The sequence below is a fragment of the Pseudomonas sp. FG98 genome (assembly GCF_057808595.1).
In genome coordinates this window covers 63,897-87,033 of record NZ_JBMDIJ010000012.1, presented here as the reverse complement: position 1 = coordinate 87,033, position 23,137 = coordinate 63,897, and the positions used below count along the sequence as shown (strand labels likewise).

The 23,137-nt window shown below is 64.4% G+C and carries 25 protein-coding genes; 22 read left to right on the top strand and 3 right to left on the bottom strand.

From position 1 onward, the window contains the following. Positions 1-23 precede the first annotated feature (23 nt). From dsbD to ACODSK_RS11130, 4 genes are all read left to right on the top strand, one after another. A complete protein-coding gene (dsbD, locus tag ACODSK_RS11145; protein WP_489015976.1) occupies positions 24-1,736 on the top strand; it encodes a protein-disulfide reductase DsbD in 1,713 nt (570 codons plus the stop codon). Continuing rightward, positions 1,736-2,581 (top strand): TlpA family protein disulfide reductase, encoded by an 846-nt coding sequence (locus ACODSK_RS11140; protein WP_489015974.1) that lies wholly within the window; start codon positions 1,736-1,738, stop codon positions 2,579-2,581. Before dsbD ends, ACODSK_RS11140 begins: the two co-directional genes overlap by 1 nt. Next, positions 2,578-3,336 carry a thiol:disulfide interchange protein DsbG gene (gene dsbG, locus ACODSK_RS11135; protein ID WP_489015972.1) on the top strand — a complete coding sequence of 253 codons (759 nt, stop codon included), beginning with the start codon at positions 2,578-2,580 and terminating at the stop codon, positions 3,334-3,336. The genes ACODSK_RS11140 and dsbG overlap by 4 nt, the downstream gene beginning before the upstream one ends. A 344-nt stretch (positions 3,337-3,680) precedes the next feature. Further along, positions 3,681-4,226 carry an RNA polymerase factor sigma-70 gene (locus tag ACODSK_RS11130; RefSeq protein WP_489015971.1) on the top strand — a complete coding sequence of 182 codons (546 nt, stop codon included), beginning with the start codon at positions 3,681-3,683 and terminating at the stop codon, positions 4,224-4,226. A gap of 30 nt (positions 4,227-4,256) precedes the next feature. Here the strand turns inward: ACODSK_RS11130 and ACODSK_RS11125 are convergent, their stop codons facing one another. Beyond that, on the bottom strand, positions 4,257-5,060 hold the full coding sequence (locus ACODSK_RS11125; protein WP_489016014.1) for a substrate-binding periplasmic protein: 804 nt from the start codon (positions 5,058-5,060) through the stop codon (positions 4,257-4,259). Between the two features lie 171 nt (positions 5,061-5,231). On the opposite strand from ACODSK_RS11125, the gene ACODSK_RS11120 reads away from it, so the two are divergent. Together ACODSK_RS11120 and ppnP are read left to right on the top strand one after the other, a co-directional pair. Continuing rightward, positions 5,232-5,783, top strand: a complete 552-nt coding sequence (locus ACODSK_RS11120) for a 3'-5' exonuclease (protein WP_489015970.1) — start codon at positions 5,232-5,234, stop codon at positions 5,781-5,783. A gap of 72 nt (positions 5,784-5,855) precedes the next feature. Beyond that, the gene (gene ppnP, locus ACODSK_RS11115; RefSeq protein WP_489015968.1) at positions 5,856-6,140 is read left to right on the top strand and encodes a pyrimidine/purine nucleoside phosphorylase; all 285 of its coding nucleotides are present in this window, start codon (positions 5,856-5,858) and stop codon (positions 6,138-6,140) included. A gap of 136 nt (positions 6,141-6,276) precedes the next feature. Here ppnP and ACODSK_RS11110 read toward each other — a convergent pair whose 3' ends face one another. Next, positions 6,277-6,966 carry an alpha/beta family hydrolase gene (locus tag ACODSK_RS11110; RefSeq protein ID WP_489015966.1) on the bottom strand — a complete coding sequence of 230 codons (690 nt, stop codon included), beginning with the start codon at positions 6,964-6,966 and terminating at the stop codon, positions 6,277-6,279. Between the two features lie 49 nt (positions 6,967-7,015). On the opposite strand from ACODSK_RS11110, the gene ccoN (ACODSK_RS11105) reads away from it, so the two are divergent. The 14 genes from ccoN (ACODSK_RS11105) (at position 7,016) to hemN (ending at position 21,182) form a co-directional block, all read left to right on the top strand. Next, positions 7,016-8,440 carry a cytochrome-c oxidase, cbb3-type subunit I gene (ccoN, locus tag ACODSK_RS11105; RefSeq protein ID WP_489015965.1) on the top strand — a complete coding sequence of 475 codons (1,425 nt, stop codon included), beginning with the start codon at positions 7,016-7,018 and terminating at the stop codon, positions 8,438-8,440. Between the two features lie 10 nt (positions 8,441-8,450). Then, the gene (gene ccoO / locus ACODSK_RS11100) at positions 8,451-9,059 is read left to right on the top strand and encodes a cytochrome-c oxidase, cbb3-type subunit II (RefSeq protein WP_489015964.1); all 609 of its coding nucleotides are present in this window, start codon (positions 8,451-8,453) and stop codon (positions 9,057-9,059) included. 5 nt (positions 9,060-9,064) lie between these two features. Next, a complete protein-coding gene (locus ACODSK_RS11095) occupies positions 9,065-9,262 on the top strand; it encodes a cbb3-type cytochrome oxidase subunit 3 (protein WP_489015962.1) in 198 nt (65 codons plus the stop codon). After that, positions 9,259-10,194 (top strand): cytochrome-c oxidase, cbb3-type subunit III, encoded by a 936-nt coding sequence (ccoP, locus tag ACODSK_RS11090; protein ID WP_489015960.1) that lies wholly within the window; start codon positions 9,259-9,261, stop codon positions 10,192-10,194. The genes ACODSK_RS11095 and ccoP (ACODSK_RS11090) overlap by 4 nt, the downstream gene beginning before the upstream one ends. Positions 10,195-10,686: 492 nt before the next feature. Continuing rightward, the gene (gene ccoN / locus ACODSK_RS11085; RefSeq protein ID WP_489015958.1) at positions 10,687-12,129 is read left to right on the top strand and encodes a cytochrome-c oxidase, cbb3-type subunit I; all 1,443 of its coding nucleotides are present in this window, start codon (positions 10,687-10,689) and stop codon (positions 12,127-12,129) included. Beyond that, positions 12,129-12,737, top strand: a complete 609-nt coding sequence (ccoO, locus tag ACODSK_RS11080) for a cytochrome-c oxidase, cbb3-type subunit II (protein WP_489015956.1) — start codon at positions 12,129-12,131, stop codon at positions 12,735-12,737. Before ccoN (ACODSK_RS11085) ends, ccoO (ACODSK_RS11080) begins: the two co-directional genes overlap by 1 nt. A gap of 5 nt (positions 12,738-12,742) precedes the next feature. Next, on the top strand, positions 12,743-12,940 hold the full coding sequence (locus ACODSK_RS11075) for a cbb3-type cytochrome oxidase subunit 3 (RefSeq protein ID WP_489015955.1): 198 nt from the start codon (positions 12,743-12,745) through the stop codon (positions 12,938-12,940). After that, complete coding sequence (ccoP, locus tag ACODSK_RS11070; protein ID WP_489015953.1) at positions 12,937-13,917, top strand: cytochrome-c oxidase, cbb3-type subunit III; 981 nt, start codon at positions 12,937-12,939, stop codon at positions 13,915-13,917. Before ACODSK_RS11075 ends, ccoP (ACODSK_RS11070) begins: the two co-directional genes overlap by 4 nt. Positions 13,918-14,284: 367 nt before the next feature. After that, on the top strand, positions 14,285-15,703 hold the full coding sequence (gene ccoG / locus ACODSK_RS11065; RefSeq protein WP_489015952.1) for a cytochrome c oxidase accessory protein CcoG: 1,419 nt from the start codon (positions 14,285-14,287) through the stop codon (positions 15,701-15,703). A gap of 12 nt (positions 15,704-15,715) precedes the next feature. After that, positions 15,716-16,252, top strand: a complete 537-nt coding sequence (locus ACODSK_RS11060) for a FixH family protein (RefSeq protein WP_489015950.1) — start codon at positions 15,716-15,718, stop codon at positions 16,250-16,252. Between the two features lie 110 nt (positions 16,253-16,362). After that, positions 16,363-18,816, top strand: coding sequence for a heavy metal translocating P-type ATPase (locus ACODSK_RS11055; protein WP_489015948.1), 2,454 nt, complete (start codon positions 16,363-16,365; stop codon positions 18,814-18,816). A gap of 9 nt (positions 18,817-18,825) precedes the next feature. Further along, on the top strand, positions 18,826-19,041 hold the full coding sequence (ccoS, locus tag ACODSK_RS11050; protein ID WP_489015947.1) for a cbb3-type cytochrome oxidase assembly protein CcoS: 216 nt from the start codon (positions 18,826-18,828) through the stop codon (positions 19,039-19,041). After that, complete coding sequence (locus ACODSK_RS11045) at positions 19,034-19,717, top strand: sulfite exporter TauE/SafE family protein (RefSeq protein ID WP_489015945.1); 684 nt, start codon at positions 19,034-19,036, stop codon at positions 19,715-19,717. The genes ccoS and ACODSK_RS11045 overlap by 8 nt, the downstream gene beginning before the upstream one ends. Before the next feature lie 82 nt (positions 19,718-19,799). After that, complete coding sequence (gene hemN / locus ACODSK_RS11040; RefSeq protein ID WP_489015943.1) at positions 19,800-21,182, top strand: oxygen-independent coproporphyrinogen III oxidase; 1,383 nt, start codon at positions 19,800-19,802, stop codon at positions 21,180-21,182. On the opposite strand, the gene ACODSK_RS11035 is transcribed toward hemN, so the two are convergent. After that, positions 21,179-21,637, bottom strand: coding sequence for a hypothetical protein (locus ACODSK_RS11035; protein ID WP_489015942.1), 459 nt, complete (start codon positions 21,635-21,637; stop codon positions 21,179-21,181). The two genes, hemN and ACODSK_RS11035, sit on opposite strands and share 4 nt — an antisense overlap. A 156-nt stretch (positions 21,638-21,793) precedes the next feature. On the opposite strand from ACODSK_RS11035, the gene fnrA reads away from it, so the two are divergent. Then, positions 21,794-22,528, top strand: coding sequence for a Crp/Fnr family transcriptional regulator FnrA (gene fnrA, locus ACODSK_RS11030; protein WP_476746895.1), 735 nt, complete (start codon positions 21,794-21,796; stop codon positions 22,526-22,528). 56 nt (positions 22,529-22,584) lie between these two features. Beyond that, positions 22,585-23,133, top strand: a complete 549-nt coding sequence (locus tag ACODSK_RS11025; RefSeq protein ID WP_489015940.1) for an adenine phosphoribosyltransferase — start codon at positions 22,585-22,587, stop codon at positions 23,131-23,133. Positions 23,134-23,137 lie beyond the last annotated feature (4 nt).

Genomic DNA, 23,137 nt, shown 5'->3' with positions numbered 1-23,137 from the left:
TCATGAAATCCCAAGGCTTCGACATGCGTGCATTGATCCTGGCATTTCTCTGCCTGTTCAGTTCCCTGAGCCTGGCGCAGAACTTCGCCAATCCCTTCGCCCAAAACGACTTCCTGCCGGTGGACAAGGCGTTCGTCTTCACCAGCGAACGCCTGCCCTCCGGCGAAACCCGTCTGCATTGGGCGATCACCGAGGGCTACTACCTCTACCAGAAGCGCCTGAAATTCGATGGCCTGACACCGCAACAGATCCCGCAACTGCCGCCGGCGGTCGACCATCACGACGAATTCTTCGGTGACCAGCCGGTATACCGCCAGCAACTCGAACTGATCCTTCCGGCTTCGGCCACAGGCACCCTGCGCATGGGCTGGCAAGGCTGCGCCGACGCCGGGTTGTGCTACCCGCCACAGACGTCGGTGGTCGATCTGGGCGGGGCGCCGTCCGCTGCAACCCAGGCCGACGACCAGGCCCTGGCGGGTACCCTGCAACAGGGCCAACTGGCCTGGGGCCTGCTGGTGTTCTTCGGCCTTGGCCTGCTGCTGGCCTTTACCCCGTGCTCGCTGCCGATGCTGCCGATCCTCGCCGGACTGGTGATGGGCAACAACGTCAGCAGCCGCCGCGGCTGGGTGCTGGCCGGCGCCTATGTACTGAGCATGGCGCTGGTGTATGCCGCACTCGGGGTGATCGCCGCGCTGCTCGGTGCCAATCTTCAGGCCTGGCTGCAGCAGCCATGGTTGCTGGGCAGCCTGGCGGCGCTGTTCGTACTGCTGGCGCTGCCCATGTTCGGCGCCTTCGAGCTGCAATTGCCGGTGTTCCTGCGCGACCGCCTGGAACGCGCCGGCAGCAAGACCCGCGGCGGTAACCTGGCGGGCGCGGCGCTGCTCGGTGCCTTGTCCGGCCTGCTGATGGGCCCGTGCATGACCGCGCCGCTGGCCGGCGCCCTGCTCTATATCGCCCAGAGCGGCAATGCCGTGCATGGCGGCCTGGTGCTGTTCAGCCTCGGCCTGGGCATGGGCCTGCCGCTGTTGCTGCTGGTCACCGTGGGCAACCGCTACCTGCCGCGCCCCGGCACCTGGATGAACCTGGTCAAGGGTCTGTTCGGTTTCGTCTTCCTCGGCATGGCCCTGTACACCCTGCGCGTGGTGCTGGCGCCAAGCCTGTGGCTGGCCCTGGCCGGGGCATGGCTGCTGGCCCTGGCATGGAGCGCCTGGCCGCCCCTGAAGCGCTTCCGCGCCATGCAGCCGCTGTTGTTGATCGGCGGTCTGTGGGGTGTGCTGGCCCTGGTCGGCGCGGCCGGTGGCGGCAGCGATCCGTGGCGCCCGCTTGCGCCCTTCAGCGGCGGCGGGTCCCAGGCGCCCGCCCATGAAGACGCCTTCACCACGGTCAGTACCCCGCAAGCGCTGCAAGCCGAACTGGATGCCGCGCGCAGCCAGGGCCAATGGGTGTTCCTCGACTACTATGCGGACTGGTGCGTGTCGTGCAAGGTCATGGAAAAGCAGGTGTTCGCCCGCGCCGATGTACTTGCCGCGCTCGACGGCGTGCGTCTGGTCCGCCTGGACGTGACCGCCGACGCCGCCCCCGCCCGCGAACTGCTCAAGCGCTACCAGGTGCCGGGCCCGCCAAGCATGCTGTGGATTGGTCCTGACGGCGAAGAACGCCGCGCTCGCCGCCTGGTCGGCGAGGTGGACGCAACCACCTTCCTGCAACACTGGAATGCCATTCGGAGCGAAGGCTGATGCTGACGGTGAACCTCGGCCCGATCGCCCTGGCCCTCGACCACCTGCTGCTGCTCCTGGCCCTGGGCCTCGCGACCCTGGTCGGCTGGCGAGTGGCCAAGCGTGGTGGCGACAATCCCGAATCCTCGCTGTTCAACCTGTTCATCGTTGGCCTGCTCTGCGCGCGCCTCGGTTTCGTCATTGCCTACTGGCCGCTGTACCGCGACGACCTGGTGCAGATCGTCGATATCCGCGACGGCGGTTTCCTGCCCTGGGTCGGCCTGGCAACCGTGCTGCTGGGGGCACTGTGGACCGCCTGGCGCAAGCCGGGGCGGCGCCGGCCATTGGGCTGGGGCCTGGCCAGCGGTGCGCTGTTCTGGATCCTGACCAGTTGGGCCAGCCACCTCTACGAGCAAGGCACTCGGTTGCCGCAACTGAGCCTGATGGACGCCCGCGGCCAGGCAGTCGCGCTCGACAGCCATCGCGGCAAGCCGCTGGTGATCAACCTCTGGGCTACCTGGTGCCCACCCTGCCGGCGTGAGATGCCGGTGCTGCAACAGGCCCAGCACGACTATCCGGACGTCACCTTCCTGTTCGTCAACCAGGGCGAGACGCCGCAGATCGTCACCAACTTCCTCGCCACCACCGGCCTCAACCTGTCCCATGTGCTGTTCGACGCTGGCGGTCAGTTGGCGACCCAGGTCGGTTCCATGGCCCTGCCCACCACCCTGTTCTACGACGCCGACGGGCGCCTGGTCGGCAGCCATCTGGGCGAGCTGTCCCGCGCCAGCCTGCATCACGCGCTGCAGTCCCTCGACGAGGACCTGCGCCGCGCCCCCACTCCCGCAACAAGGAATGCACCATGAGGATCCCTCTTTACCTGGGCCTGGTCGCTGGCCTGGTCGCCAGCCCGCTGATCGTCGCCGACGAGCTGCCTGCCGCCGTCCGCCAGATCGAAGCCAAGGGCGCCAAGGTGGTCGGCAGCTTCGACGCCCCCAACGGCCTGAAAGGCTATGCCGCACAGTTCCAGAACCGCGGGGTGGCCCTGTACCTGACGCCGGACGGCAAGCATGTGCTGGTCGGCAGTCTGTTCGATGAACAGGGCCGCGACCTCAGCGAGCAACCGCTGGAGCAACTGGTCTATGCACCCATGGCCAAGGAGGTCTGGGCGAAAATGGAGAAGTCGGCCTGGATCGCCGACGGCAAGGCCAATGCGCCGCGCATCGTCTACCTGTTCAGCGACCCTAATTGCCCGTACTGCAATATGTTCTGGGAACAGGCGCGGCCCTGGGTCGAGTCCGGCAAGGTGCAGTTGCGCCATATCATGGTCGGCATCATCCGCGCGGACAGCCCGGGCAAGTCCGCCGCCCTGCTCGCCGCCAAGGATCCGCAACAGGCCCTGCTCGATCATGAGAAGGCCGGCAAGGCGAGCAAGCTCAAGGCGCTGGACAAAGTGCCCGCCGATATCCAGGCCAAGCTCGACGCCAACCAGGCACTGATGGAAGAGCTGGGCCTTTCCGCCACCCCGGCGATCTTCTACCTCGACGATCAGCAGCGCCTGCAACAGCAGCAAGGCGCTCCGCGTCCGGAAATGCTCGGCAAGATCCTCGGCAAACGCTGACCCCCCTCCCCCCCCCGGAGCGAATTCAGCCCGCGCTCCGGGTTTCTTGACCGCCCATCGTGGCGGTCTTTTTTTGCCCGCTCGGCAGACCTCGATTCGTCATTTGCCTGTGCGATAAGGAAAGCCTGCCCCCTGCCCAAAAAGTGCCGAAGCCTCTATGGCGGCCCTGTCCGCCGCGGCCGATTCATGCGCCACGTCACAGCCTCGGACTTAGATCCAAATCGCAGGGTCGATCAGCAACTTTCGCATTTGACAATAATTATCATTAATACTAGTTTGTCGCACGTCGCAGCGTAGGACCCTGTAAGGCCTTTCGCTATCCACTTAGAGAAAAGGTGATTTCCATGGCGGAACAACTATCCACAAGTAAGTGCGATTCACCGTTACTCCAAGCGTTCGTCGACAATCGTGGCATTCTCGTCAAGATCGCAGCCCGCATCACCGGCTGCCGCTCACGGGCCGAGGACGTCGTACAGGACGCTTTCTTCCGTCTCAACTCCGCGCCACAGATCACCTCGTCGTTCAAGGCGCAGTTGAGCTACCTGTTCCAGATCGTGCGCAACCTGGCCATTGACCATTACCGCAAGCAGGCGATGGAGATGAAGTACTCGGGCAGCGAAGAGGAAGGTTTGAACGTGGTGGTCCAGGGCGCCTCGCCCGAGGCCGCGCATATCAACTTCGCCACCCTGGAGCACATCGCCGAGGCCCTGACCGAGTTGCCACCGCGCACCCGCTATGCCTTCGAGATGTACCGCCTGCACGGTGTGCCGCAAAAGGACATCGCCAAGGAGCTCGGGGTTTCGCCGACCCTGGTCAACTTCATGATCCGCGATGCCCTGGTGCATTGCCGCAAGGTGTCCAGCGCGCGCAGCGCCGGTCTGCCCAACTGAGTCCATGCCAGCCGGGATGATCCTCGACGCTCAATGCGCGTGCGGGCCGATCACCTGGATCTGGTAGGGCTGGAAAATCCTCGATAACTCGCCACTGCTGCGCAACTGCTCGAGCAATGCGGCGAACTCCTCGCCAGTGATCTTCGCCTGCGGGCGCAACAGCGCGTAATGGTGGTAGACCTGATCGATGCGCTGCGAAGCGAGCAACTCCCCGACGCTGTCCGGATTACGCACCTGGTAATCGCTCAGGTACGAGCGGGTGACCAGGGCAATGTCGGCGCGATCACGCTGGACCATCAGCAGGTTGCTGTCGTGGGAATAGGTCAGGGTGGCGTTGTAGGTAGTGGCCAGGTAGCGCGGATCGGGATTGAAGTTGGCGAAGGCGTAGTGATAACCGCTGAACAGCGCCAGGCGCTTGCCCTTCAGATCATCGAAATAATGCTGGTCGCGCCCCTCGGTACGATGGGTGACGAACACCTCGGCATCTTCCAGCCCCATGTCGACGCTGACATGGGGAATGTTCTGCCAGCCCCAGTCCGGGTTCTCGAAGATCGCCATGTCCACCCGCCCCTGCTCGAAATCGCGAAAACGCCGCGGAATCGAGGTGGGCACCAACACGAAATGGAAACGGTCCTGGGCCTGGTTCAGCGCTTGCGCCAGTTGCGGCAGCAGGCCAGTATCGGCGCCTTGCTCGGGACGCACGGTGGAGGGTGGGAAATGGGCCGCGCCGATCTTGATATCGACGGTTTCGACAGCGAAGACCGCCTCGGCCTGCCAGACCAGGGCGAGGCACAACAACGAAGGCAATACCCGTGGTATTGGCGCTGGGATCAAGGGCAACACTCTCAAGGATTTCCGGCCTGAATCTGACTAAGCTAGGTGTTTTCCCGGGGTAGCACAACCCGGCGCATGCGCCATTTTCGCGCACTGGGGCAAAATGCCATGGGCTACCGGCAATGCCCGTGCTTGGCTACGCTTGAGCGTCATCTTGTCAGGGAAACAGTTATGGGCCATTGGTTGGTGATCGACCTGGAAGCCACCACCGATGACGGCGGTTGGCCAATCACGGAAATGGAAGTCATCGAGATCGGCGCGAGCCTGGTCAATCGCGAGGGGCGCGAGGTGGATCATTTCCAGCGCTTCGTCAAACCGCGGCGGCGCCCGCAACTGACGCCGTTCTGCCGTCAGTTGACCCACATCACCCAGGCCAACGTCGATGGTGCGGCGCCATTTGCCGAGGTCTGGGGGCAGTTCGAACGCTGGCTGGGCAACTACCAGCCGCGCCTGGAGGGCTGGACCAGCTGGGGCGACTACGACCGCAAGCAACTGCTCCAGGAATGGCAGGCCAATGACATCGACAGCCTGCTCGCCCGCCTGCCCCACCTCAACCTCAAGCAGCGCTTCGCCAAGGCCCGTCACCTGAGCCGGCCGCTGGGGCTCAATGGTGCGCTGCAACTGGCCGGCCTGCAGTTTCATGGCCAGCAGCACCGCGCCCTCGAAGATGCCCGCAATACCGCGCGCCTGCTGCCCCTGACACTGCCGTTGCAGGGCACCTGAAAGCGGATGACGGAGCCGTCTGGCTTGGGCATACTGGCCGGCCTTTTTGGTCCCTTTTTTCAGGAGTCGCCCATGTTCAAAGTCAACGAGTACTTCGACGGCACGGTCAAATCCATCGCCTTCACCGGTACCGAGGGTCCGGCCACCATCGGCGTCATGGCCCCGGGCGAATACGAGTTCGGCACTGCCCAGCGTGAAATCATGCACGTGGTCTCCGGCGCCCTGACCGTCAAGCTGCCCGACAGCGACAACTGGGAAACCTTCTCTGCCGGCAGCCAGTTCAATGTCCCGGCCAATGCCAAGTTCCAGCTGAAGGTGGCGGTGGATACCGCTTACCTGTGCGAGTACCGCGACTGAGCAATCCCTTGGGATTGATGCTGTTGCTACCGGCCTCATCGCCGGCAACGCCGGCTCCCACAGGTATTGCGTACACCTCGGAACCTTGTGGGAGCCGGCATTGCCGGCGATGAGGCCCTGATAGCCTCCAGAAGAATCAACCCAGAAATGCGGCAACCCGCTCCGCCGCCGTCTGCAAATGATCTTCATGACTGAACCCTGAAGCCTTCAACGGCTTGAGGTCATGATCCCCCGCCTCCAGCCAGCACAGTTCGATCGCCGGCGACAATTCATAACCCTCCACCGTCTCCCGATTGCCCAGCGCATCCCGCGTTCCCTGGACGATCAAGGTCGGCGTCTGCAACCCGGCCAGATGCGCCACCCGCGGTTTCTCCGGTTTGCCCGCCGCATAGAACGGATAGCCCAGGCACACCAGCCCGTCCGCGCCCAACTCATCAGCCAGCAGACTGGCCATGCGCCCGCCCATCGACTTGCCGCCGATGGCCAGCGGCCCAGCGACCAATGGTCGCACCTCCTGCCACACCTCGCGCCAGCACTCCAGCAGCACGGCCTGCGGATTCGGCGGCCTTTTGCCACCAGTGAGCCGCCGCTCGGCCATGTACGGAAACTCGAAGCGCAATACGCCAACCCCTTGCCCGGCAAGCCTTTGCGCCATGTCCTGCATGAACCCGCTGTCCATCGGCGCACCCGCCCCGTGAGCCAGGATCAGGCAGCCGCGAACAGCGCCATCCGCCTGATTTTGCGGGGCATTCCATAGCCACCCCCGCACGTTCGCCTTGTCGGCCAGTTGATCCCCGTCAATACCGGCGATCTGCCCATTAATCATGCTTGCCTCGCTGTTTAGCCTGCCTATAACCGTGGATGGGAACCCATACATGAACACAACCAGCAGTACCGCCTACAACTACAGGGTGGTCCGCCAATTCGCCATTATGACGGTGATATGGGGAATCGTCGGGATGGGGCTCGGCGTTTTCATCGCCGCGCAACTCGTCTGGCCGTCCCTTAACTTCGACCTTCCCTGGACCAGCTTCGGGCGCCTGCGCCCGCTGCATACCAACGCGGTGATCTTCGCCTTCGGTGGTTGCGCGCTGTTCGCCAGTTCGTACTACTCCGTGCAGCGCACCTGCCAGACCCAACTGTTCGCGCCCGCGCTGGCGGCGTTCACCTTCTGGGGCTGGCAACTGGTGATCCTGCTGGCGGCGATCACCTTGCCACTGGGCTTCACCAGTTCCAAGGAATACGCCGAGCTGGAGTGGCCGATCGACATCCTCATCACCATCGTCTGGGTGGCCTACGCCGTGGTGTTCTTCGGTACGCTGATGAAGCGCACCACCAAGCACATCTACGTCGGCAACTGGTTCTTCGGTGCCTTCATCATCACCGTGGCGATCCTGCACATCGTCAACAACATGGAACTGCCGGTCAGCCTGACCAAGTCCTACTCGCTGTACAGCGGCGCTACCGACGCCATGGTGCAGTGGTGGTACGGCCACAACGCCGTGGGCTTCTTCCTCACCGCCGGCTTCCTGGGGATGATGTACTACTTCGTGCCCAAGCAGGCCGAACGTCCGGTCTATTCCTATCGCCTGTCCATCGTGCACTTCTGGGCGCTGATCACCCTGTACATCTGGGCCGGTCCGCACCACCTGCACTACACCGCTCTGCCCGACTGGGCCCAGTCTCTCGGAATGATCATGTCCCTGGTGCTGCTGGCGCCCAGCTGGGGCGGCATGATCAACGGCATGATGACCCTCTCCGGGGCCTGGCATAAGCTGCGTTCCGACCCGATCCTGCGCTTCCTCGTGGTATCGCTGGCGTTCTACGGCATGTCGACCTTCGAAGGTCCGATGATGGCGATCAAGACCGTCAACGCCCTGTCCCACTACACCGACTGGACCATCGGTCACGTACACGCCGGCGCGCTCGGCTGGGTAGCGATGATCTCCATCGGCGCGCTGTACCACATGATCCCGAAAGTCTTCGGCAAGACCCAGATGCACAGCATCGGCCTGATCAACGCGCACTTCTGGCTCGCCACCATCGGCACCGTGCTCTACATCGCCTCGATGTGGGTCAACGGTATCGCCCAGGGCCTGATGTGGCGTGCGGTCAACGCCGACGGCACGCTGACCTACTCGTTCGTGGAAACCCTGGTGGCCAGCCACCCAGGCTTCATCGTGCGCTTCGTCGGTGGTGCGATCTTCCTGACCGGCATGCTGCTGATGGCCTGGAACACCTGGCGCACCGTGCGTGCCCCGGCTCCGGCAACCGCAGACGCAACCGCGCAGCTGGCCTGAGGACTAGGACATGAAACACGAAGCCATTGAAAAGAACGTCTTCCTGCTGGTGCTGCTGATGGTCTTCGCCGTCAGCATCGGCGGCCTGACCCAGATCGTCCCGCTGTTCTTCCAGGACGTCACCAACAAGCCGGTCGAAGGCATGAAGCCCTACACCGCGCTGCAACTGGAAGGCCGCGATATCTACATCCGCGAAGGCTGCGTCGGCTGCCACTCGCAGATGATCCGTCCGTTCCGCGCCGAGACCGAACGCTACGGCCACTACTCGGTAGCCGGCGAAAGCGTCTGGGACCACCCGTTCCTCTGGGGTTCCAAGCGTACCGGTCCGGACCTGGCCCGCGTTGGCGGCCGCTACTCCGACGACTGGCACCGCGCGCACCTGTACAACCCGCGCAACGTCGTGCCCGAGTCGAAGATGCCGTCGTACCCGTGGCTGGTCGCCCAGCAGGTCGATACCAGCCACACCGAAGCCAAGATCAAGGCCATGCGCACCCTCGGCGTGCCGTACACCGACGACGACATCAGCGGTGCCGTCGCCTCGGTCAAGGGCAAGACCGAAATGGACGCCCTGGTCGCCTACCTGCAGGTGCTCGGCACCGCGATCAAGAACAAGAGGTAAGCGCCATGGATTTCAGCCTGGATATCGGCCAACTGCGCGGCCTCGGCACCCTGGTGGTGGCGATCGCCTTCATCGGCCTGTCGCTGTGGGTGTTCAACCGCCGCCGTGACCGCGAGTTCGCCGAAGCGAGCCTGCTGCCCTTCGCCGACGAACGCCTGCCCGACGCCGAACAAGAAAACGCCATGAGGAGTAATCGGCAATGACCACCTTCTGGAGTACGTATATCAGCGTACTGACCATCGGCAGCCTGATCGGCCTGACCTGGTTGCTGCTGTCCACCCGCAAGGGCGAGACACCCGGCAGCACCGACCAGACCATGGGCCACGCCTTCGATGGCATCGAGGAGTACGACAACCCGCTGCCACGCTGGTGGTTCTGGCTGTTCGTCGGCACCCTGGTGTTCGCCGCCGGCTACCTGGTGCTCTACCCGGGCCTGGGCAACTGGAAAGGCATCCTGCCCGGCTATGAAAACGGCTGGACCGGCGCCAACGAGTGGCAGAAAGAGATGGAACGTGCCGACGCCAAGTACGGCCCGATCTTCGCCAAGTTCGCCGCCATGCCGGTGGAAGAAGTGGCCAAGGACCCGCAAGCACTGAAGATGGGTGGCCGCCTGTTTGCCTCCAACTGCTCGGTGTGCCACGGTTCCGACGCCAAGGGTTCCTACGGTTTCCCCAACCTGACCGACAAGGACTGGCGCTGGGGCGGCGAGCCGGAAACCATCAAGACCAGCATCATGCTCGGTCGCCACGGGGTGATGCCGGCCTGGTCGGAAGTCATCGGCGAACAAGGCGTGGCCGACGTCGCCGCGTTCGTCCTGACCAAGCTCGATGGCCGCAGCGTGCCGGAAGGCACCAAGGCCGACGCGGCCAACGGCGAGAAGATCTTCGCCGCCAACTGCGTGGCCTGCCACGGCGCCGAAGGCCAGGGCACCCCGGCCATGGGCGCACCGAACCTGACCCATCCGCAGGCGTTCATCTACGGTTCCAGCTTCGCCCAACTGCAGCAGACCATCCGTTACGGCCGCCAGGGCCAGATGCCTGCACAGCAGGACATCCAGGGCAACGACAAGGTCCACCTGCTGGCCGCCTACGTCTATAGCCTTTCGCAGGAAGGCGACAAGACTTCTGCACAGTAAGACTTCGATCCAACTGAGGATTGACTGACACCGCCGCATCCGAACAGATGCGGCGGTGTTTTTTTGCCCTTGCGACAGAGTGTCGCACCCCCTTCCCACCCCTCCTTGCAGCCCCTCCGAACGGGACTAAGCTTGTTGCCACATGTGGCTGGAAGCGATGTCGCGCATGCACCCCTGTCGGTCCGGTTCATGTCATCGTGCCAGCGCAAAGGCTGGTGATTGCCAGCTTCGCTGCCGTTTCGAGGAAAAACGCGCCCTTGGGTTCGTATCGGATCGGCGCTTTGTCGAGCGTGCATTCCACGCTGAAAATGGTGCACATAAATAAATAATAATTGTGTACAATTTGCGCGGTAGAGGTTTCGGAAAGGCCTTGGAACAGGCTTTGGCAGGCTGTGGGGCAGGTCCCCTTGCGTTGCAATACCCACACTGTCTGTAGATACTTGCGCCGATTTTCTACCTACAAAAACACCTAAAAACCGTGGAACCTTGGAAATGAGCACAGCAATCAGTCCGACTGCTTATAACTATAAGGTCGTCCGCCAGTTCGCCATCATGACGGTGGTCTGGGGGATCCTTGGCATGGGTCTCGGTGTCTTCATCGCCTCGCAACTGGTCTGGCCGCAACTCAACCTTGACCTGCCGTGGACGAGCTTTGGACGCCTGCGCCCCCTGCACACCAACCTGGTGATCTTCGCCTTCGGTGGATGTGCACTGTTCGCCACCTCCTACTACGTCGTGCAGCGAACCTGCCAGACCCGACTGATCTCCGACAGCCTCGCGGCCTTCACCTTCTGGGGTTGGCAAGCGGTCATCGTCGGCGCGCTGATCACCCTGCCCATGGGCTACACCACCACCAAGGAATACGCCGAGCTGGAATGGCCGATCGCCATTTTGCTGGCCATCGTCTGGGTGACCTACGCCGTGGTGTTCTTCGGCACCATCGTCAAGCGCAAGACCAAGCACATCTATGTCGGCAACTGGTTCTACGGTGCCTTCATCCTGGTCACCGCGATGCTGCACATCGTCAACCACATGTCGCTGCCGGTCAGCCTGTTCAAGTCGTACTCGGCCTACTCCGGCGCCACCGACGCGATGATCCAGTGGTGGTACGGGCACAACGCCGTGGGCTTCTTCCTGACCACCGGCTTCCTCGGGATGATGTACTACTTCGTGCCGAAACAGGCCGAGCGCCCGATCTATTCGTATCGCCTGTCCATCGTCCACTTCTGGGCGCTGATCACCCTGTACATCTGGGCAGGTCCGCACCACCTGCACTACACCGCCCTGCCCGACTGGGCACAATCCCTGGGCATGGTGATGTCGATCATTCTCCTGGCACCAAGCTGGGGCGGCATGATCAACGGCATGATGACCCTCTCCGGCGCCTGGCATAAGCTGCGCACCGACCCGATCCTGCGCTTCCTCGTGGTATCGCTGGCGTTCTACGGCATGTCGACCTTCGAAGGTCCGATGATGGCGATCAAGACCGTCAACTCGCTGTCCCACTACACCGACTGGACCATCGGCCACGTGCACGCCGGCGCCCTCGGCTGGGTAGCGATGATCTCCATCGGCGCCGTGTACCACATGATTCCGAAACTCTACGGCCGTGCGCAGATGCACAGCATCGGCCTGATCAACGCGCACTTCTGGCTCGCCACCATCGGCACCGTGCTCTACATCGCCTCGATGTGGGTCAACGGCATCACCCAGGGCCTGATGTGGCGTGCGATCAACGATGACGGCACCCTCACCTACTCCTTCGTCGAAGCCCTGCAAGCCAGCCACCCGGGCTACATCGTCCGCGCCCTGGGCGGTGCGTTCTTCGCCTCGGGCATGCTGCTGATGGCCTGGAACGTCCTGCGTACCGTACGCGCAGCGAACTCGGCCGAAGCCAAGGCCGCCGAACAGATCGTCGTCGTGGGAGCGCACTGATGAAGCACGAAGTAGTCGAGAAGAATATCGGCCTGCTGGCCTTCTTCATGGTCATCGCCGTGAGCATCGGCGGCCTGACCCAGATCGTTCCGCTGTTCTTCCAGGACGTCACCAACAAGCCGGTCGAAGGCATGAAGCCACGTACCGCGCTGGAACTGGAAGGCCGCGACGTGTACATCCGCGAAGGCTGCGTTGGCTGCCACTCGCAGATGATCCGTCCGTTCCGCGCCGAGACCGAGCGCTACGGCCACTACTCGGTGGCCGGCGAAAGCGTCTGGGACCACCCGTTCCTCTGGGGTTCCAAGCGTACCGGTCCGGACCTGGCCCGCGTTGGCGGACGTTACTCCGACGACTGGCACCGCGCGCACCTGTACAACCCGCGCAACGTGGTCCCCGAGTCGAAGATGCCGGCCTACCCATGGCTGGTCGAGAACAAGCTCGATGGCAAGGACACTCCGAAGAAAATGGAAGTCCTGCGCACCCTCGGCGTGCCGTACACCGATGCTGATATCGCCGGTGCCCGCGACGCGGTCAAGGGCAAGACCGAGATGGACGCGCTGGTCGCGTACCTCCAGGGTCTTGGCACCATCATCAAAAGCAAACGGTGACGGCGATGGATATCGGGATGATTCGTGGCCTGGGCACCGTCGTGGTGATGGTGGCCTTCGTGGGCCTGGCGTTGTGGGTGTTCAGTTCTCGGCGCAAGTCCGAGTTCGACGAAGCGACCATGCTGCCCTTCGCGGATGATCCCGAGGCCAGCCAGCACGTCGAGCAAGCGCAAGCGAAAGCGTCTAGGAGTAACAACGAATGACTACCTTCTGGAGTCTGTACGTCACCGTTCTGAGTCTGGGCACCATCTTTGCCCTGACCTGGCTGCTGCTCTCCACCCGCAAGGGCCAGCGCAGCGAAACCACCGAGGAAACCGTCGGCCATTCCTTCGACGGCATCGAGGAGTACGACAACCCGCTGCCGAAGTGGTGGTTCATGCTGTTCGTCGGCACCATCATCTTCGCCCTCGGCTACCTGGCCCTGTACCCGGGCCTGGGCAACTGGCGCGGCGTGCTGCCGGGCTACGACTACGTGGATACCGAGAAGAAAACCGACTTCGCCAACGGCCAGACCGGCTGGACCGGCGTGCATGAGTGGGAAAAGGAAATGGCCCGGGCTGATGCGAAGTTCGGTCCGATCTTCGCCAAATTCGCGGCCATGCCAATCGAAGAAGTGGCGAAAGACCCACAAGCGCTGAAGATGGGCGGTCGCCTGTTCGCCTCCAACTGTTCGGTTTGCCACGGTTCCGACGCCAAGGGTTCCTACGGCTTCCCCAACCTAACCGACAACGACTGGCGCTGGGGCGGCGAGCCGGAAACCATCAAGCAGACCATCATGGGCGGTCGGCACGGCGTGATGCCGGCCTGGGCCGAAGTGATCGGCGAACAGGGCGTGGCGGACGTTGCCGCATTCGTGCTGACCAACCTCGACGGCCGCACCCTGCCGGAAGGCACCAAGGCCGATCCGGTTGCCGGGCAGAAGATCTTCGCCGCCAACTGCGTGGCCTGCCATGGTCCGGAAGGCAAGGGCACCCCGGCCATGGGCGCACCGAACCTGACCCACCCGCAGGCGTTCATCTACGGTTCGAGCTTCGCCCAGTTGCAGCAGACCATCCGCTATGGCCGTCAGGGCCAGATGCCGGCGCAGGAGCAGATCCAGGGCAACGACAAGGTCCACCTGCTGGCGGCCTACGTCTACAGCCTGTCGCACAAGGATGAGAAACCGGCCGAGGCGCAGTAAGGCCCGGCGGTAGAAAAGGCCCCGTCAGTGCAGACTGGTGGGGCCTTTTTTCTTGGCTGGGGATACAGGGGTGTTCTTTCTGGCCTCATCGCCGGCAACGCCGGCTCCCACAGGTATCGAGTACACCGCCGGACTTGTGGGAGCCGGCGTTGCCGGCGATGAGGCCCGAAAGAACACCCTCCCATGACCTGGATCAATTGACATCGCCAATACACCATTGCCGACTCCAAACCAACGCGACCCAGTGTCGCACCCGCACCCCGGAGTGCCAGCACAGGCGTATCATGCGGACCAGAGCAGCAACACTTCTGACTGCGGTCGGCACGCACTGGCCGCGGCGTTTTTCCACTGCCGTGGGACTGTAACGATGAGCAAGCAGATTCCTGTACACGACGTCACCCCGCCTGCCAAGCACAGCAAGGACCAGGGCGTCGACCTCTACGCCGCCCGGGAAAAGATCTACACCCGGGCCTTCACCGGACTGTTCCGCAACCTGCGCATGGCCGGTGGCGCGTTCCTCTTCCTCCTCTATTTCGGCACCGTCTGGCTCAACTGGGGCGGCCACCAGGCCGTCTGGTGGAACCTGCCGGAGCGCAAGTTCTACATCTTCGGCGCCACCATCTGGCCGCAGGACTTCATCCTTCTCTCCGGCATCCTCATCGTCGCCGCCTTCGGCCTGTTCTTCATCACCGTATTCGCCGGCCGCGTCTGGTGCGGCTACACCTGCCCGCAGAGCGTGTGGACCTGGATCTTCATGTGGTGCGAAAAGGTCACCGAAGGCGACCGCAACCAGCGCATGAAGCTGGACAAGGCGCCGATGAACGCCAACAAGTTCGCCCGCAAGTTCGCCAAGCACAGCCTGTGGCTGCTGATCGGCTTCGTCACCGGCATGACCTTCGTCGGCTACTTCTCGCCAATCCGCGAGCTGATGATCGATTTCTTCACCGGCCAGGCCGACGGCTGGGCCTACTTCTGGGTCGGCTTCTTCACCCTCGCCACCTACGGCAACGCCGGCTGGCTGCGCGAACAGGTGTGTGTGTACATGTGCCCCTACGCGCGCTTCCAAAGCGTGATGTTCGACAAGGACACCCTGATCGTCTCCTACGACCCGCGTCGCGGCGAAACCCGTGGCCCGCGCAAGAAGGACGTCGACTACAAAGCCAAGGGCCTCGGCGACTGCATCGACTGCACCATGTGCGTCCAGGTCTGCCCCACCGGCATCGACATCCGCGACGGCCTGCAGATCGAATGCATCGGCTGCGCCGCCTGCATCGACGCCTGCGACAGCATCATGGACAAGATGAACTACCCGCGCGGCCTGATCAGCTACACCACCGAACACAATCTGTCGGGCCAGAAAACCCACATGCTGCGGCCACGGCTGATCGGCTATTTCGTGGTCCTGCTGACCATGATCGGCCTGCTCGCCACCGCCTTCTTCATGCGCTCGCTGGTCGGCTTCGATGTCAGCAAGGACCGCGTGCTGTACCGCGAGAACGCCCAGGGCTGGATCGAGAACGTGTACAGCCTGAAGGTCATGAACAAGGACCAGCGCGACCACGTCTACGTCCTCGAAGCCAAGGGCCTGCCCAACCTGCGCCTGGAAGGTGCCAAGGAAATCCGCGTGGCCGCCGGCGATATCGTCAGCCTGCCGGTGCAGCTGTCGGTCTCCCCCGAACTGCTGCCGTCCACCACCAACGAAGTCACCTTCATTCTCCGGGACGCCGACGACAGCGCTTCCGAAGTCGAAGCCAAGAGCCGCTTCATCGGCCCGCAAATCCGTTAAGAGACTACGCCCATGCCTGCAACGAACACGGTTCACAGCGTCTGGTACAAGAACCTCTGGCCCTGGATCATCATCGGCATCCTGGCCACCTCGGTGACCTTGAGCCTGACCATGGTCAGCATCGCGGTGAACAACCCGGACAACCTGGTCAACGACAACTACTACGAGGCCGGCAAGGGCATCAACCGCTCGCTGGACCGCGAACTGCTCGGCCAGACCCTCAAGCTCAAGGCCAGCGTGCACCTGGACGAACTGACCGGCGAAGTGGAACTGCGCCTGACCGGCGACAGCCAGCCGCAGGCCCTGGAACTGAACCTGATCTCGCCGACCCAGCCGGAGAAGGACCGCAAGATCGCCCTGACCCTCACTGGCGAAGGCCGCTATGTCGGGCAACTGCCGGATCGCGTCGAAGGCCGGCGTTTCGTCGAGTTGCTGGGTACCGAGAAAGGCCAGACCTGGCGCCTGTTCGAGGAGGAAGAGGTGGCCCACGATGTGACCTTGCTGCTCGGGGATGAAGAACTGAAAGGGGCCGAGCACCTGGACAAGTAAGAAGCATCGCTGGCAAGCCAGCTCCCACAGGTACTGCCTGCACCGAACCCTGTGGGAGCTGGCTTGCCAGCGATTGGCTCCACCACCGAAAGGCCTGCGATAAGACAGTCATGACCCCCCCCACGCCTTGCTACCACTGCGCCCTGCCCGTCCCCGCCGGCAGTTCGTTCACCGCCGTCGTCCTCGGCGAACCCCGGGCCTTCTGCTGCCCCGGCTGCCAGGCAGTGGCCGAGGCGATCGTCGCCGGCAAGCTGGAGAGCTACTACCAGCACCGCAGCGAGGCCAGCGCCAACCCCGAAGCCCTGCCGCGCCAATTGAGCGACGAACTGGCCCTGTACGACCGCGCCGACGTGCAACAACCCTTCGTCCGCCACCAGGGCGACCTCTCGGAAACCACCCTGCTCATCGAAGGCATCAGTTGCGCCGCCTGCGGCTGGCTGATCGAGAAACACCTGCGCGGCCTGCCCGGCGTCGCCGAGGCGCGCCTGAACCTGTCCAACCACCGCCTGCTGGTGAGCTGGGCCGACAGCCAGTTGCCGCTGTCCAGGCTGCTCGCCGAGCTGCGCCAGATCGGCTACGCCGCCCACCCCTACCAGGCCGACCGCGCCGCCGAGCAACTGGCCAGCGAGAACCGCACCGCCCTGCGCCAGCTCGGTGTCGCCGGGCTGCTGTGGTTCCAGGCGATGATGGCGACCATGGCCACCTGGCCGGAATTCAACATCGACCTTAGCCCGGAGATGCACACCATCCTGCGCTGGGTGGCGATGTTCCTCACCACGCCCATCGTGTTCTACAGCTGCGCGCCGTTCTTCCGCGGCGCCGCCCGCGACCTGCGCACCCGCCACCTGACCATGGACGTCTCGGTGTCCCTGGCCATCGGCCTGGCCTACGGTGCCGGGATCTGGACCGCGATCACCGGCAGCGGCGAGCTGTACTTCGATGCGGTGGGGATGTTCGCCCTGCTCCTCCTCGCCGGCCGCTACCTGGAGCGCCGCGCCCGCGAGCGCACGGCGGCGGCCACCGCACAACTGGTCAACCTGCTGCCCGCCTCTTGCCTGCGCCTGGACGCCGCCGGCAACAGCGAGCGCATTCTGCTGCGCGAGCTGCAGATCGGCGATCGCGTGCAGGTCCAGCCCGGCGCGGTGATGCCGGCGGACGGACGCATCGTCGAGGGCCAGTCGAGCGTCGATGAATCGCTGCTCACCGGCGAGTACCTGCCACAACCGCGACAGCAGGGCGACAGCGTCACCGCCGGCACCTTGAACGTGGAAAGCGTGCTGACCGTGGAAGTCCAGGCCCTCGGCCACGACACCCGCCTGTCGGCCATCGTCCGCCTGCTGGAGCGGGCGCAGTCGGAAAAGCCGCGCCTGGCCGAGATCGCCGACCGCGCCTCGCAGTGGTTCCTGCTGTTCAGCCTGATGGCCGCCGTCGCCATCGGCCTGCTCTGGTGGCAGCTCGACCCTGAGCGGGCGTTCTGGATCGTCCTGGCCATGCTGGTCGCCACCTGCCCCTGCGCCCTGTCCCTCGCGACGCCAACCGCATTGACCGCCGCCACCGGCACCCTGCACAGCCTCGGCCTGCTGCTGACCCGCGGCCATGTGCTGGAAGGCCTGAACCAGATCGACACGGTGATCTTCGACAAGACCGGCACCCTCACCGAAGGCCGCCTGACCCTGCGCGCCATCCGCCCGCTGGCCGGACTGGATGCCGAACACTGCCTGCGCCTGGCCGCCGCCCTGGAAAACCGCTCCGAACACCCGATCGCCCGCGCCTTCGGCCGCACCGTCGCCGTGGCCGAAGCGGTACAGGCCACCCCCGGCCTCGGCCTTGAAGGCCAAGTGGAACAACGCCAACTGCGCATCGGCCAGCCGGCATTCGTCTGCGCCCTGAGCAACGCGGTGGTCCCGTCCATGCCCGACGAGCCCGGCCAATGGCTGCTGCTTGGCGACACCACGGGCCCGCTGGCCTGGTTCGTCCTCGACGACCGCCTGCGCCATGACGCCGCCGATCTGCTCGACGCCTGCCGCGCCCGTGGCTGGAAGACCCTGCTGCTGTCCGGCGACAGTTCGCCGATGGTCGCCAGCGTCGCCGCCGAGCTGAACATCGACCAGGCCATCGGCGGCCTGCGCCCGGACGACAAGCTGCAACGCCTCAAGGCCCTCCAGGCCGAGGGGCGCAAGGTGCTGATGCTGGGCGACGGGGTCAACGACGTGCCGGTGCTGGCGGCGGCGGATATCAGCATCGCCATGGGCTCGGCCACCGACCTGGCCAAGACCAGCGCCGACGCGGTGCTGCTGTCCAACCGCCTCGACACCCTGGTGCAGGCCTTCGTCCTGGCCCGGCGCACGCGGCGGATCATCATCGAGAATCTGTGCTGGGCCGCGCTCTACAATGGCCTTATGCTGCCGTTCGCCGCCCTCGGCTGGATCACTCCGGTGTGGGCGGCGGTCGGCATGTCGGTCAGTTCGCTGATCGTGGTGCTCAATGCCCTGCGCCTGACCCGGCTGCGTGGCACCCCGGCGACGCACAGCGCGCCCGCCACCGGCCACGCCGCGACCGCCTGAGGAGAAACCATGCCCGCGCTCTACGTGATGATTCCCGCCGCCCTGGTGCTGGTCGGCATCGCCATCTACATCTTCTTCTGGGCCGTGGACAGCGGCCAGTACGAAGACCTCGACGGCCCGGCCCACAGCATCCTGTTCGATGACCAGGACCCCAAGCACCAGGCTGCGGTAAAGGGCGAAGACGCCAGCGACGAAAACAAGCCAGAGCCGCCTGCCCGTGGTTGAACTGCTGCCCCTGCTCAGCTCCGCCCTGATCCTCGGACTGCTCGGTGGCGGCCATTGCCTGGGCATGTGCGGCGGCCTGATAGGCGCCCTGACCCTGGCCATCCCGGCCGAACAGCGCGGCCGCCGCCTGCGCCTGCTGATTGCCTACAACCTCGGCCGCGTCCTCAGCTACGCCAGTGCCGGCCTGCTGCTCGGCCTGGCCGGCTGGGCCGTGGCCGGCAGCCCGCTGGCCACCGCCATGCGCGTGATCGCCGCCTTGCTGCTGATCAGCATGGGCCTGTACCTGGCCGGCTGGTGGAGCGGCCTGACCTGCGTGGAAAGCCTTGGCCGCGGCCTGTGGCGGCATATCCAGCCGGTGGCTACGCGCTTGCTGCCGGTGTCCAGCCTGCCCCGCGCCCTGCTGCTCGGCGCGCTGTGGGGCTGGCTGCCCTGCGGCCTGGTCTACAGCACCCTGCTCTGGGCCGCGAGCCAGGGCAGCGCGATCCACAGCGCCCTGCTGATGCTGGCCTTCGGTATCGGCACCTGGCCGATCCTGCTCGCCACCGGCCTGGCCGCCGAGCGCAGCAATGCCCTGCTGCGCAAGCGCGGGGTGCGGGTGGCCGGCGGCCTGCTGGTGATCCTGTTCGGCCTGTGGACCCTGCCCGGCCCGCACCAGCACTGGCTGATGGGCCACTGAAGCGGGCTTGATGCAAATCAACACCCATGTACGTGGCGCTCCCTAGACTCCGGACACTGCCGCAATTCCTGGGACCGCCACCATGCACGACGCCCTCCAATGGGACTCTGACCTGATCCGCCGCTACGATCTGGCCGGCCCGCGCTACACCTCCTACCCGACCGCCGTGCAACTGCACAGCGAGATCGGCTCCTTCGACCTCCTCCACGCCCTGCGCGACAGCCGCCGCGCGGCGCGTCCGTTGTCCCTCTACGTGCATGTGCCGTTCTGCGCCAACATCTGCTACTACTGCGCCTGCAACAAGGTCATCACCAAGGACCGCGCCCGCGCCCAGCCCTACCTGCAACGCCTGGAACAGGAAATCCAGCTGATCGCCTGCCACCTCGACCCGGGGCAGACGGTCGAGCAACTGCACTTCGGCGGCGGCACCCCGACCTTTCTCAGCCATGTCGAATTGCGCGAGCTGATGGCCCACCTGCGCCAGCACTTCAACCTGCTGGACGACGACTCCGGCGACTACGGCATCGAGATCGACCCGCGCGAGGCCGACTGGTCGACCATGGGCCTGCTCCGCGAGCTGGGCGTCAACCGCGTCAGCCTCGGCGTGCAGGACCTCGACCCGGCCGTGCAGCGGGCGATCAACCGCCTGCAAAGCCTGGAGCAGACCCGCACCATCATCGAGGCGGCGCGCACCCTGCAATTCCGCTCGATCAACCTCGACCTGATCTACGGCCTGCCCAAGCAGACCCCGGAAGGCTTCGCCCGCACCGTCGACGAAGTAATCAAGCTGCAGCCGGACCGGCTCTCGGTGTTCAACTACGCGCATTTGCCGGAGCGCTTCATGCCGCAGCGGCGCATCGACAGCAGCGACCTGCCGGCGCCAGCGGCCAAGCTGGAGATGCTGCACCGCACCATCGAGCAACTGACCGCCGCCGGCTACCGCTACATCGGCATGGACCACTTCGCCCTGCCCGATGACGAACTGGCCATCGCCCAGGAAGAAGGCACCCTGCAACGCAACTTCCAGGGCTACACCACCCACGGCCACTGCGACCTGATCGGACTGGGCGTGTCGTCGATCAGCCAGATCGGCGACCTGTACTGCCAGAACAGCAGCGACCTCGCGGAATACCAGAACGCCCTCGACGCCGCGCAACTGGCCACCAGCCGCGGCCTCATCTGCAACCAGGACGACCGCCTGCGCCGGGCAGTGATCCAGGACCTGATCTGTCATTTCGAGCTGGAGTTCGAGCGCATCGAACAGGCCTTCACCATCGATTTCCGTGGCTACTTCAAGGACCTGTGGCCGGCGCTGGAAGGCATGGCCAAGGACGGCCTGATCGAACTGCGCAGCGACGGCATCAGCGTGCTGCCGGCCGGCCGCCTGCTGGTACGTTCGGTGTGCATGGTGTTCGACGCCTACCTCGACCTGAACAACCGCCAGCGCTTCTCGCGGGTGATTTAAGCGGCGAGGAGCTTCATGGCCTTGCCGACCTGTTCCGGGGTCAGCTCGACCTGGCTCATGGCCCGGACCAGGCCGAAATTGACCGTGTTCAACGAGGCCGACAGGGCACTGACCCGGGCCTGCAGGGCGGCGGTCTTCTTCTGCATCTCTACCGGATCGAGGGAACGATCCCGCATCAACGCCTGGAGCTGGCGGTTGGCCTCGGCCAGTTCCTTTTGCAGTTTGCGAATCATCTTGAGCAACTGACGAACGGACTCGGGCAGCCCGCTTTCGTCGATATCGGCATCGCCCTGCTGCTTGCTGGCGACTTCCAGGCCCTTGAGGGACAGGTTGACCCTGACCCCCTCGGATGACGCCGAAGCCCGCTCCACGGCCTCTTCAGCCTGGCTGGCACGGGACTCGGACTGTTGGGCGAGGATGGCCTGGCGAGTACTTTTGATATCGACGGTCAGCATGGCGTGGCCTGCCTGGGGAAAGGTTCATGAAGTTGCATCGGCAGCAAAGCCGCGAACTTGAGCGGAACGCGCACCAAAACAGAGCAAGCTGGCCTCCAGTAGCCCGGCTGGGTTACCCTTGCGTTCTATGTGTGCTTTCCCACAAGGATCGATGAAATGTCTGAGCCAGTTAAACTGCGCCCTCACAACCAGGCTCATTGCAAGGATTGCAGCCTGGCGCCCCTGTGCCTGCCCCTGTCGCTGAACCTGGAAGACATGGACGCACTGGATGAAATCGTCAAACGCGGTCGTCCGCTGAAAAAAGGCGAGTTTCTGTTCCGCCAGGGTGACAACTTCGGTTCTGTCTACGCGGTGCGCTCCGGTGCCTTGAAAACCTTCAGCCTGAGCGATGGCGGCGAAGAGCAGATCACCGGCTTCCACCTGCCGAGCGAGCTGGTCGGGCTGTCCGGCATGGACACCGAAACCTACCCGGTCTCGGCCCAGGCCCAGGAAACCACCTCGGTCTGCGAAATCCCCTTCGAACGCCTCGACGAACTGTCGGTGCAACTGCCGCAACTGCGCCGCCAGCTGATGCGGGTGATGAGCCGGGAAATCCGCGATGACCAGCAGATGATGCTGCTGCTGTCGAAGAAAACCGCCGACGAACGCATCGCCACCTTCCTGGTCAACCTGTCTGCGCGCTTCCGCGCCCGCGGTTATTCGGCCAACCAGTTCCGCCTGAGCATGTCGCGCAACGAAATCGGCAACTACCTGGGCCTGGCGGTGGAAACCGTGTCCCGGGTGTTCACCCGCTTCCAGCAGAACGGCCTGATCGAAGCCGAGGGCAAGGAAGTGCGCATTCTCGATCCGATCCAGCTTTGTGCGCTGGCCGGTGGCGCACTGGAAGCCTGACCCGCGCGACAAACGGGTATACTGACGGGCGTTTTGCCCACCAGGATACCCGTTCCATGCCCAGCGAAAGCTTTGATCTGAAATCCCTCATCCGCCCGGTCGTGGACTTCCCCAAGCCCGGCGTGATCTTCCGCGACATCACCCCGCTGTTCCAGTCGCCGCGTGGCCTGCGCCACGTCATGGATCAGTTCATCGAGCGCTATGTCGAAGCCGACTTCAGCCATATCGGCGCGATGGATGCCCGCGGCTTCCTGATCGGCTCGATCATCGCCCATGAGCTGAACAAGCCGCTGATCCTGTTCCGCAAGCAGGGCAAGCTGCCGGCCGACGTGCTCAGCCAGGGCTACCAGACCGAATACGGCGAAGCCTTCCTCGAAGTGCATGCCGACAGCCTGTGCGAAGGCGACCAGGTGCTGATCTTCGACGACCTGATCGCCACCGGCGGGACCTTGCTCGCGGCGGCCAGCCTGGTGCGGCGCATGGGTGCGGCGGTGTATGAAGCAGCGGCGATCATCGACCTGCCGGAGCTGGGTGGCTCGCAGAAACTGCGCGATGCGCAGGTGCCGACCTTCTGCCTGACCGAGTTTTCGTTGAGCGAATACTGATCGG

What these genes read in the sequence shown, in the direction of transcription:
- dsbD (WP_489015976.1), top strand. Translation starts at nt 24, where the DNA reads ATGCGTGCATTGATCCTGGCATTTCTCTGCCTGTTCAGTTCCCTGAGC.
- ACODSK_RS11140 (WP_489015974.1), top strand. Translation starts at nt 1,736, where the DNA reads ATGCTGACGGTGAACCTCGGCCCGATCGCCCTGGCCCTCGACCACCTG.
- dsbG (WP_489015972.1), top strand. Translation starts at nt 2,578, where the DNA reads ATGAGGATCCCTCTTTACCTGGGCCTGGTCGCTGGCCTGGTCGCCAGC.
- ACODSK_RS11130 (WP_489015971.1), top strand. Translation starts at nt 3,681, where the DNA reads ATGGCGGAACAACTATCCACAAGTAAGTGCGATTCACCGTTACTCCAA.
- ACODSK_RS11120 (WP_489015970.1), top strand. Translation starts at nt 5,232, where the DNA reads ATGGGCCATTGGTTGGTGATCGACCTGGAAGCCACCACCGATGACGGC.
- ppnP (WP_489015968.1), top strand. Translation starts at nt 5,856, where the DNA reads ATGTTCAAAGTCAACGAGTACTTCGACGGCACGGTCAAATCCATCGCC.
- ACODSK_RS11110 (WP_489015966.1), bottom strand. Translation starts at nt 6,966, where the DNA reads ATGATTAATGGGCAGATCGCCGGTATTGACGGGGATCAACTGGCCGAC.
- ccoN (WP_489015965.1), top strand. Translation starts at nt 7,016, where the DNA reads ATGAACACAACCAGCAGTACCGCCTACAACTACAGGGTGGTCCGCCAA.
- ccoO (WP_489015964.1), top strand. Translation starts at nt 8,451, where the DNA reads ATGAAACACGAAGCCATTGAAAAGAACGTCTTCCTGCTGGTGCTGCTG.
- ACODSK_RS11095 (WP_489015962.1), top strand. Translation starts at nt 9,065, where the DNA reads ATGGATTTCAGCCTGGATATCGGCCAACTGCGCGGCCTCGGCACCCTG.
- ccoP (WP_489015960.1), top strand. Translation starts at nt 9,259, where the DNA reads ATGACCACCTTCTGGAGTACGTATATCAGCGTACTGACCATCGGCAGC.
- ccoN (WP_489015958.1), top strand. Translation starts at nt 10,687, where the DNA reads ATGAGCACAGCAATCAGTCCGACTGCTTATAACTATAAGGTCGTCCGC.
- ccoO (WP_489015956.1), top strand. Translation starts at nt 12,129, where the DNA reads ATGAAGCACGAAGTAGTCGAGAAGAATATCGGCCTGCTGGCCTTCTTC.
- ACODSK_RS11075 (WP_489015955.1), top strand. Translation starts at nt 12,743, where the DNA reads ATGGATATCGGGATGATTCGTGGCCTGGGCACCGTCGTGGTGATGGTG.
- ccoP (WP_489015953.1), top strand. Translation starts at nt 12,937, where the DNA reads ATGACTACCTTCTGGAGTCTGTACGTCACCGTTCTGAGTCTGGGCACC.
- ccoG (WP_489015952.1), top strand. Translation starts at nt 14,285, where the DNA reads ATGAGCAAGCAGATTCCTGTACACGACGTCACCCCGCCTGCCAAGCAC.
- ACODSK_RS11060 (WP_489015950.1), top strand. Translation starts at nt 15,716, where the DNA reads ATGCCTGCAACGAACACGGTTCACAGCGTCTGGTACAAGAACCTCTGG.
- ACODSK_RS11055 (WP_489015948.1), top strand. Translation starts at nt 16,363, where the DNA reads ATGACCCCCCCCACGCCTTGCTACCACTGCGCCCTGCCCGTCCCCGCC.
- ccoS (WP_489015947.1), top strand. Translation starts at nt 18,826, where the DNA reads ATGCCCGCGCTCTACGTGATGATTCCCGCCGCCCTGGTGCTGGTCGGC.
- hemN (WP_489015943.1), top strand. Translation starts at nt 19,800, where the DNA reads ATGCACGACGCCCTCCAATGGGACTCTGACCTGATCCGCCGCTACGAT.
- ACODSK_RS11035 (WP_489015942.1), bottom strand. Translation starts at nt 21,637, where the DNA reads ATGCTGACCGTCGATATCAAAAGTACTCGCCAGGCCATCCTCGCCCAA.
- fnrA (WP_476746895.1), top strand. Translation starts at nt 21,794, where the DNA reads ATGTCTGAGCCAGTTAAACTGCGCCCTCACAACCAGGCTCATTGCAAG.
- ACODSK_RS11025 (WP_489015940.1), top strand. Translation starts at nt 22,585, where the DNA reads ATGCCCAGCGAAAGCTTTGATCTGAAATCCCTCATCCGCCCGGTCGTG.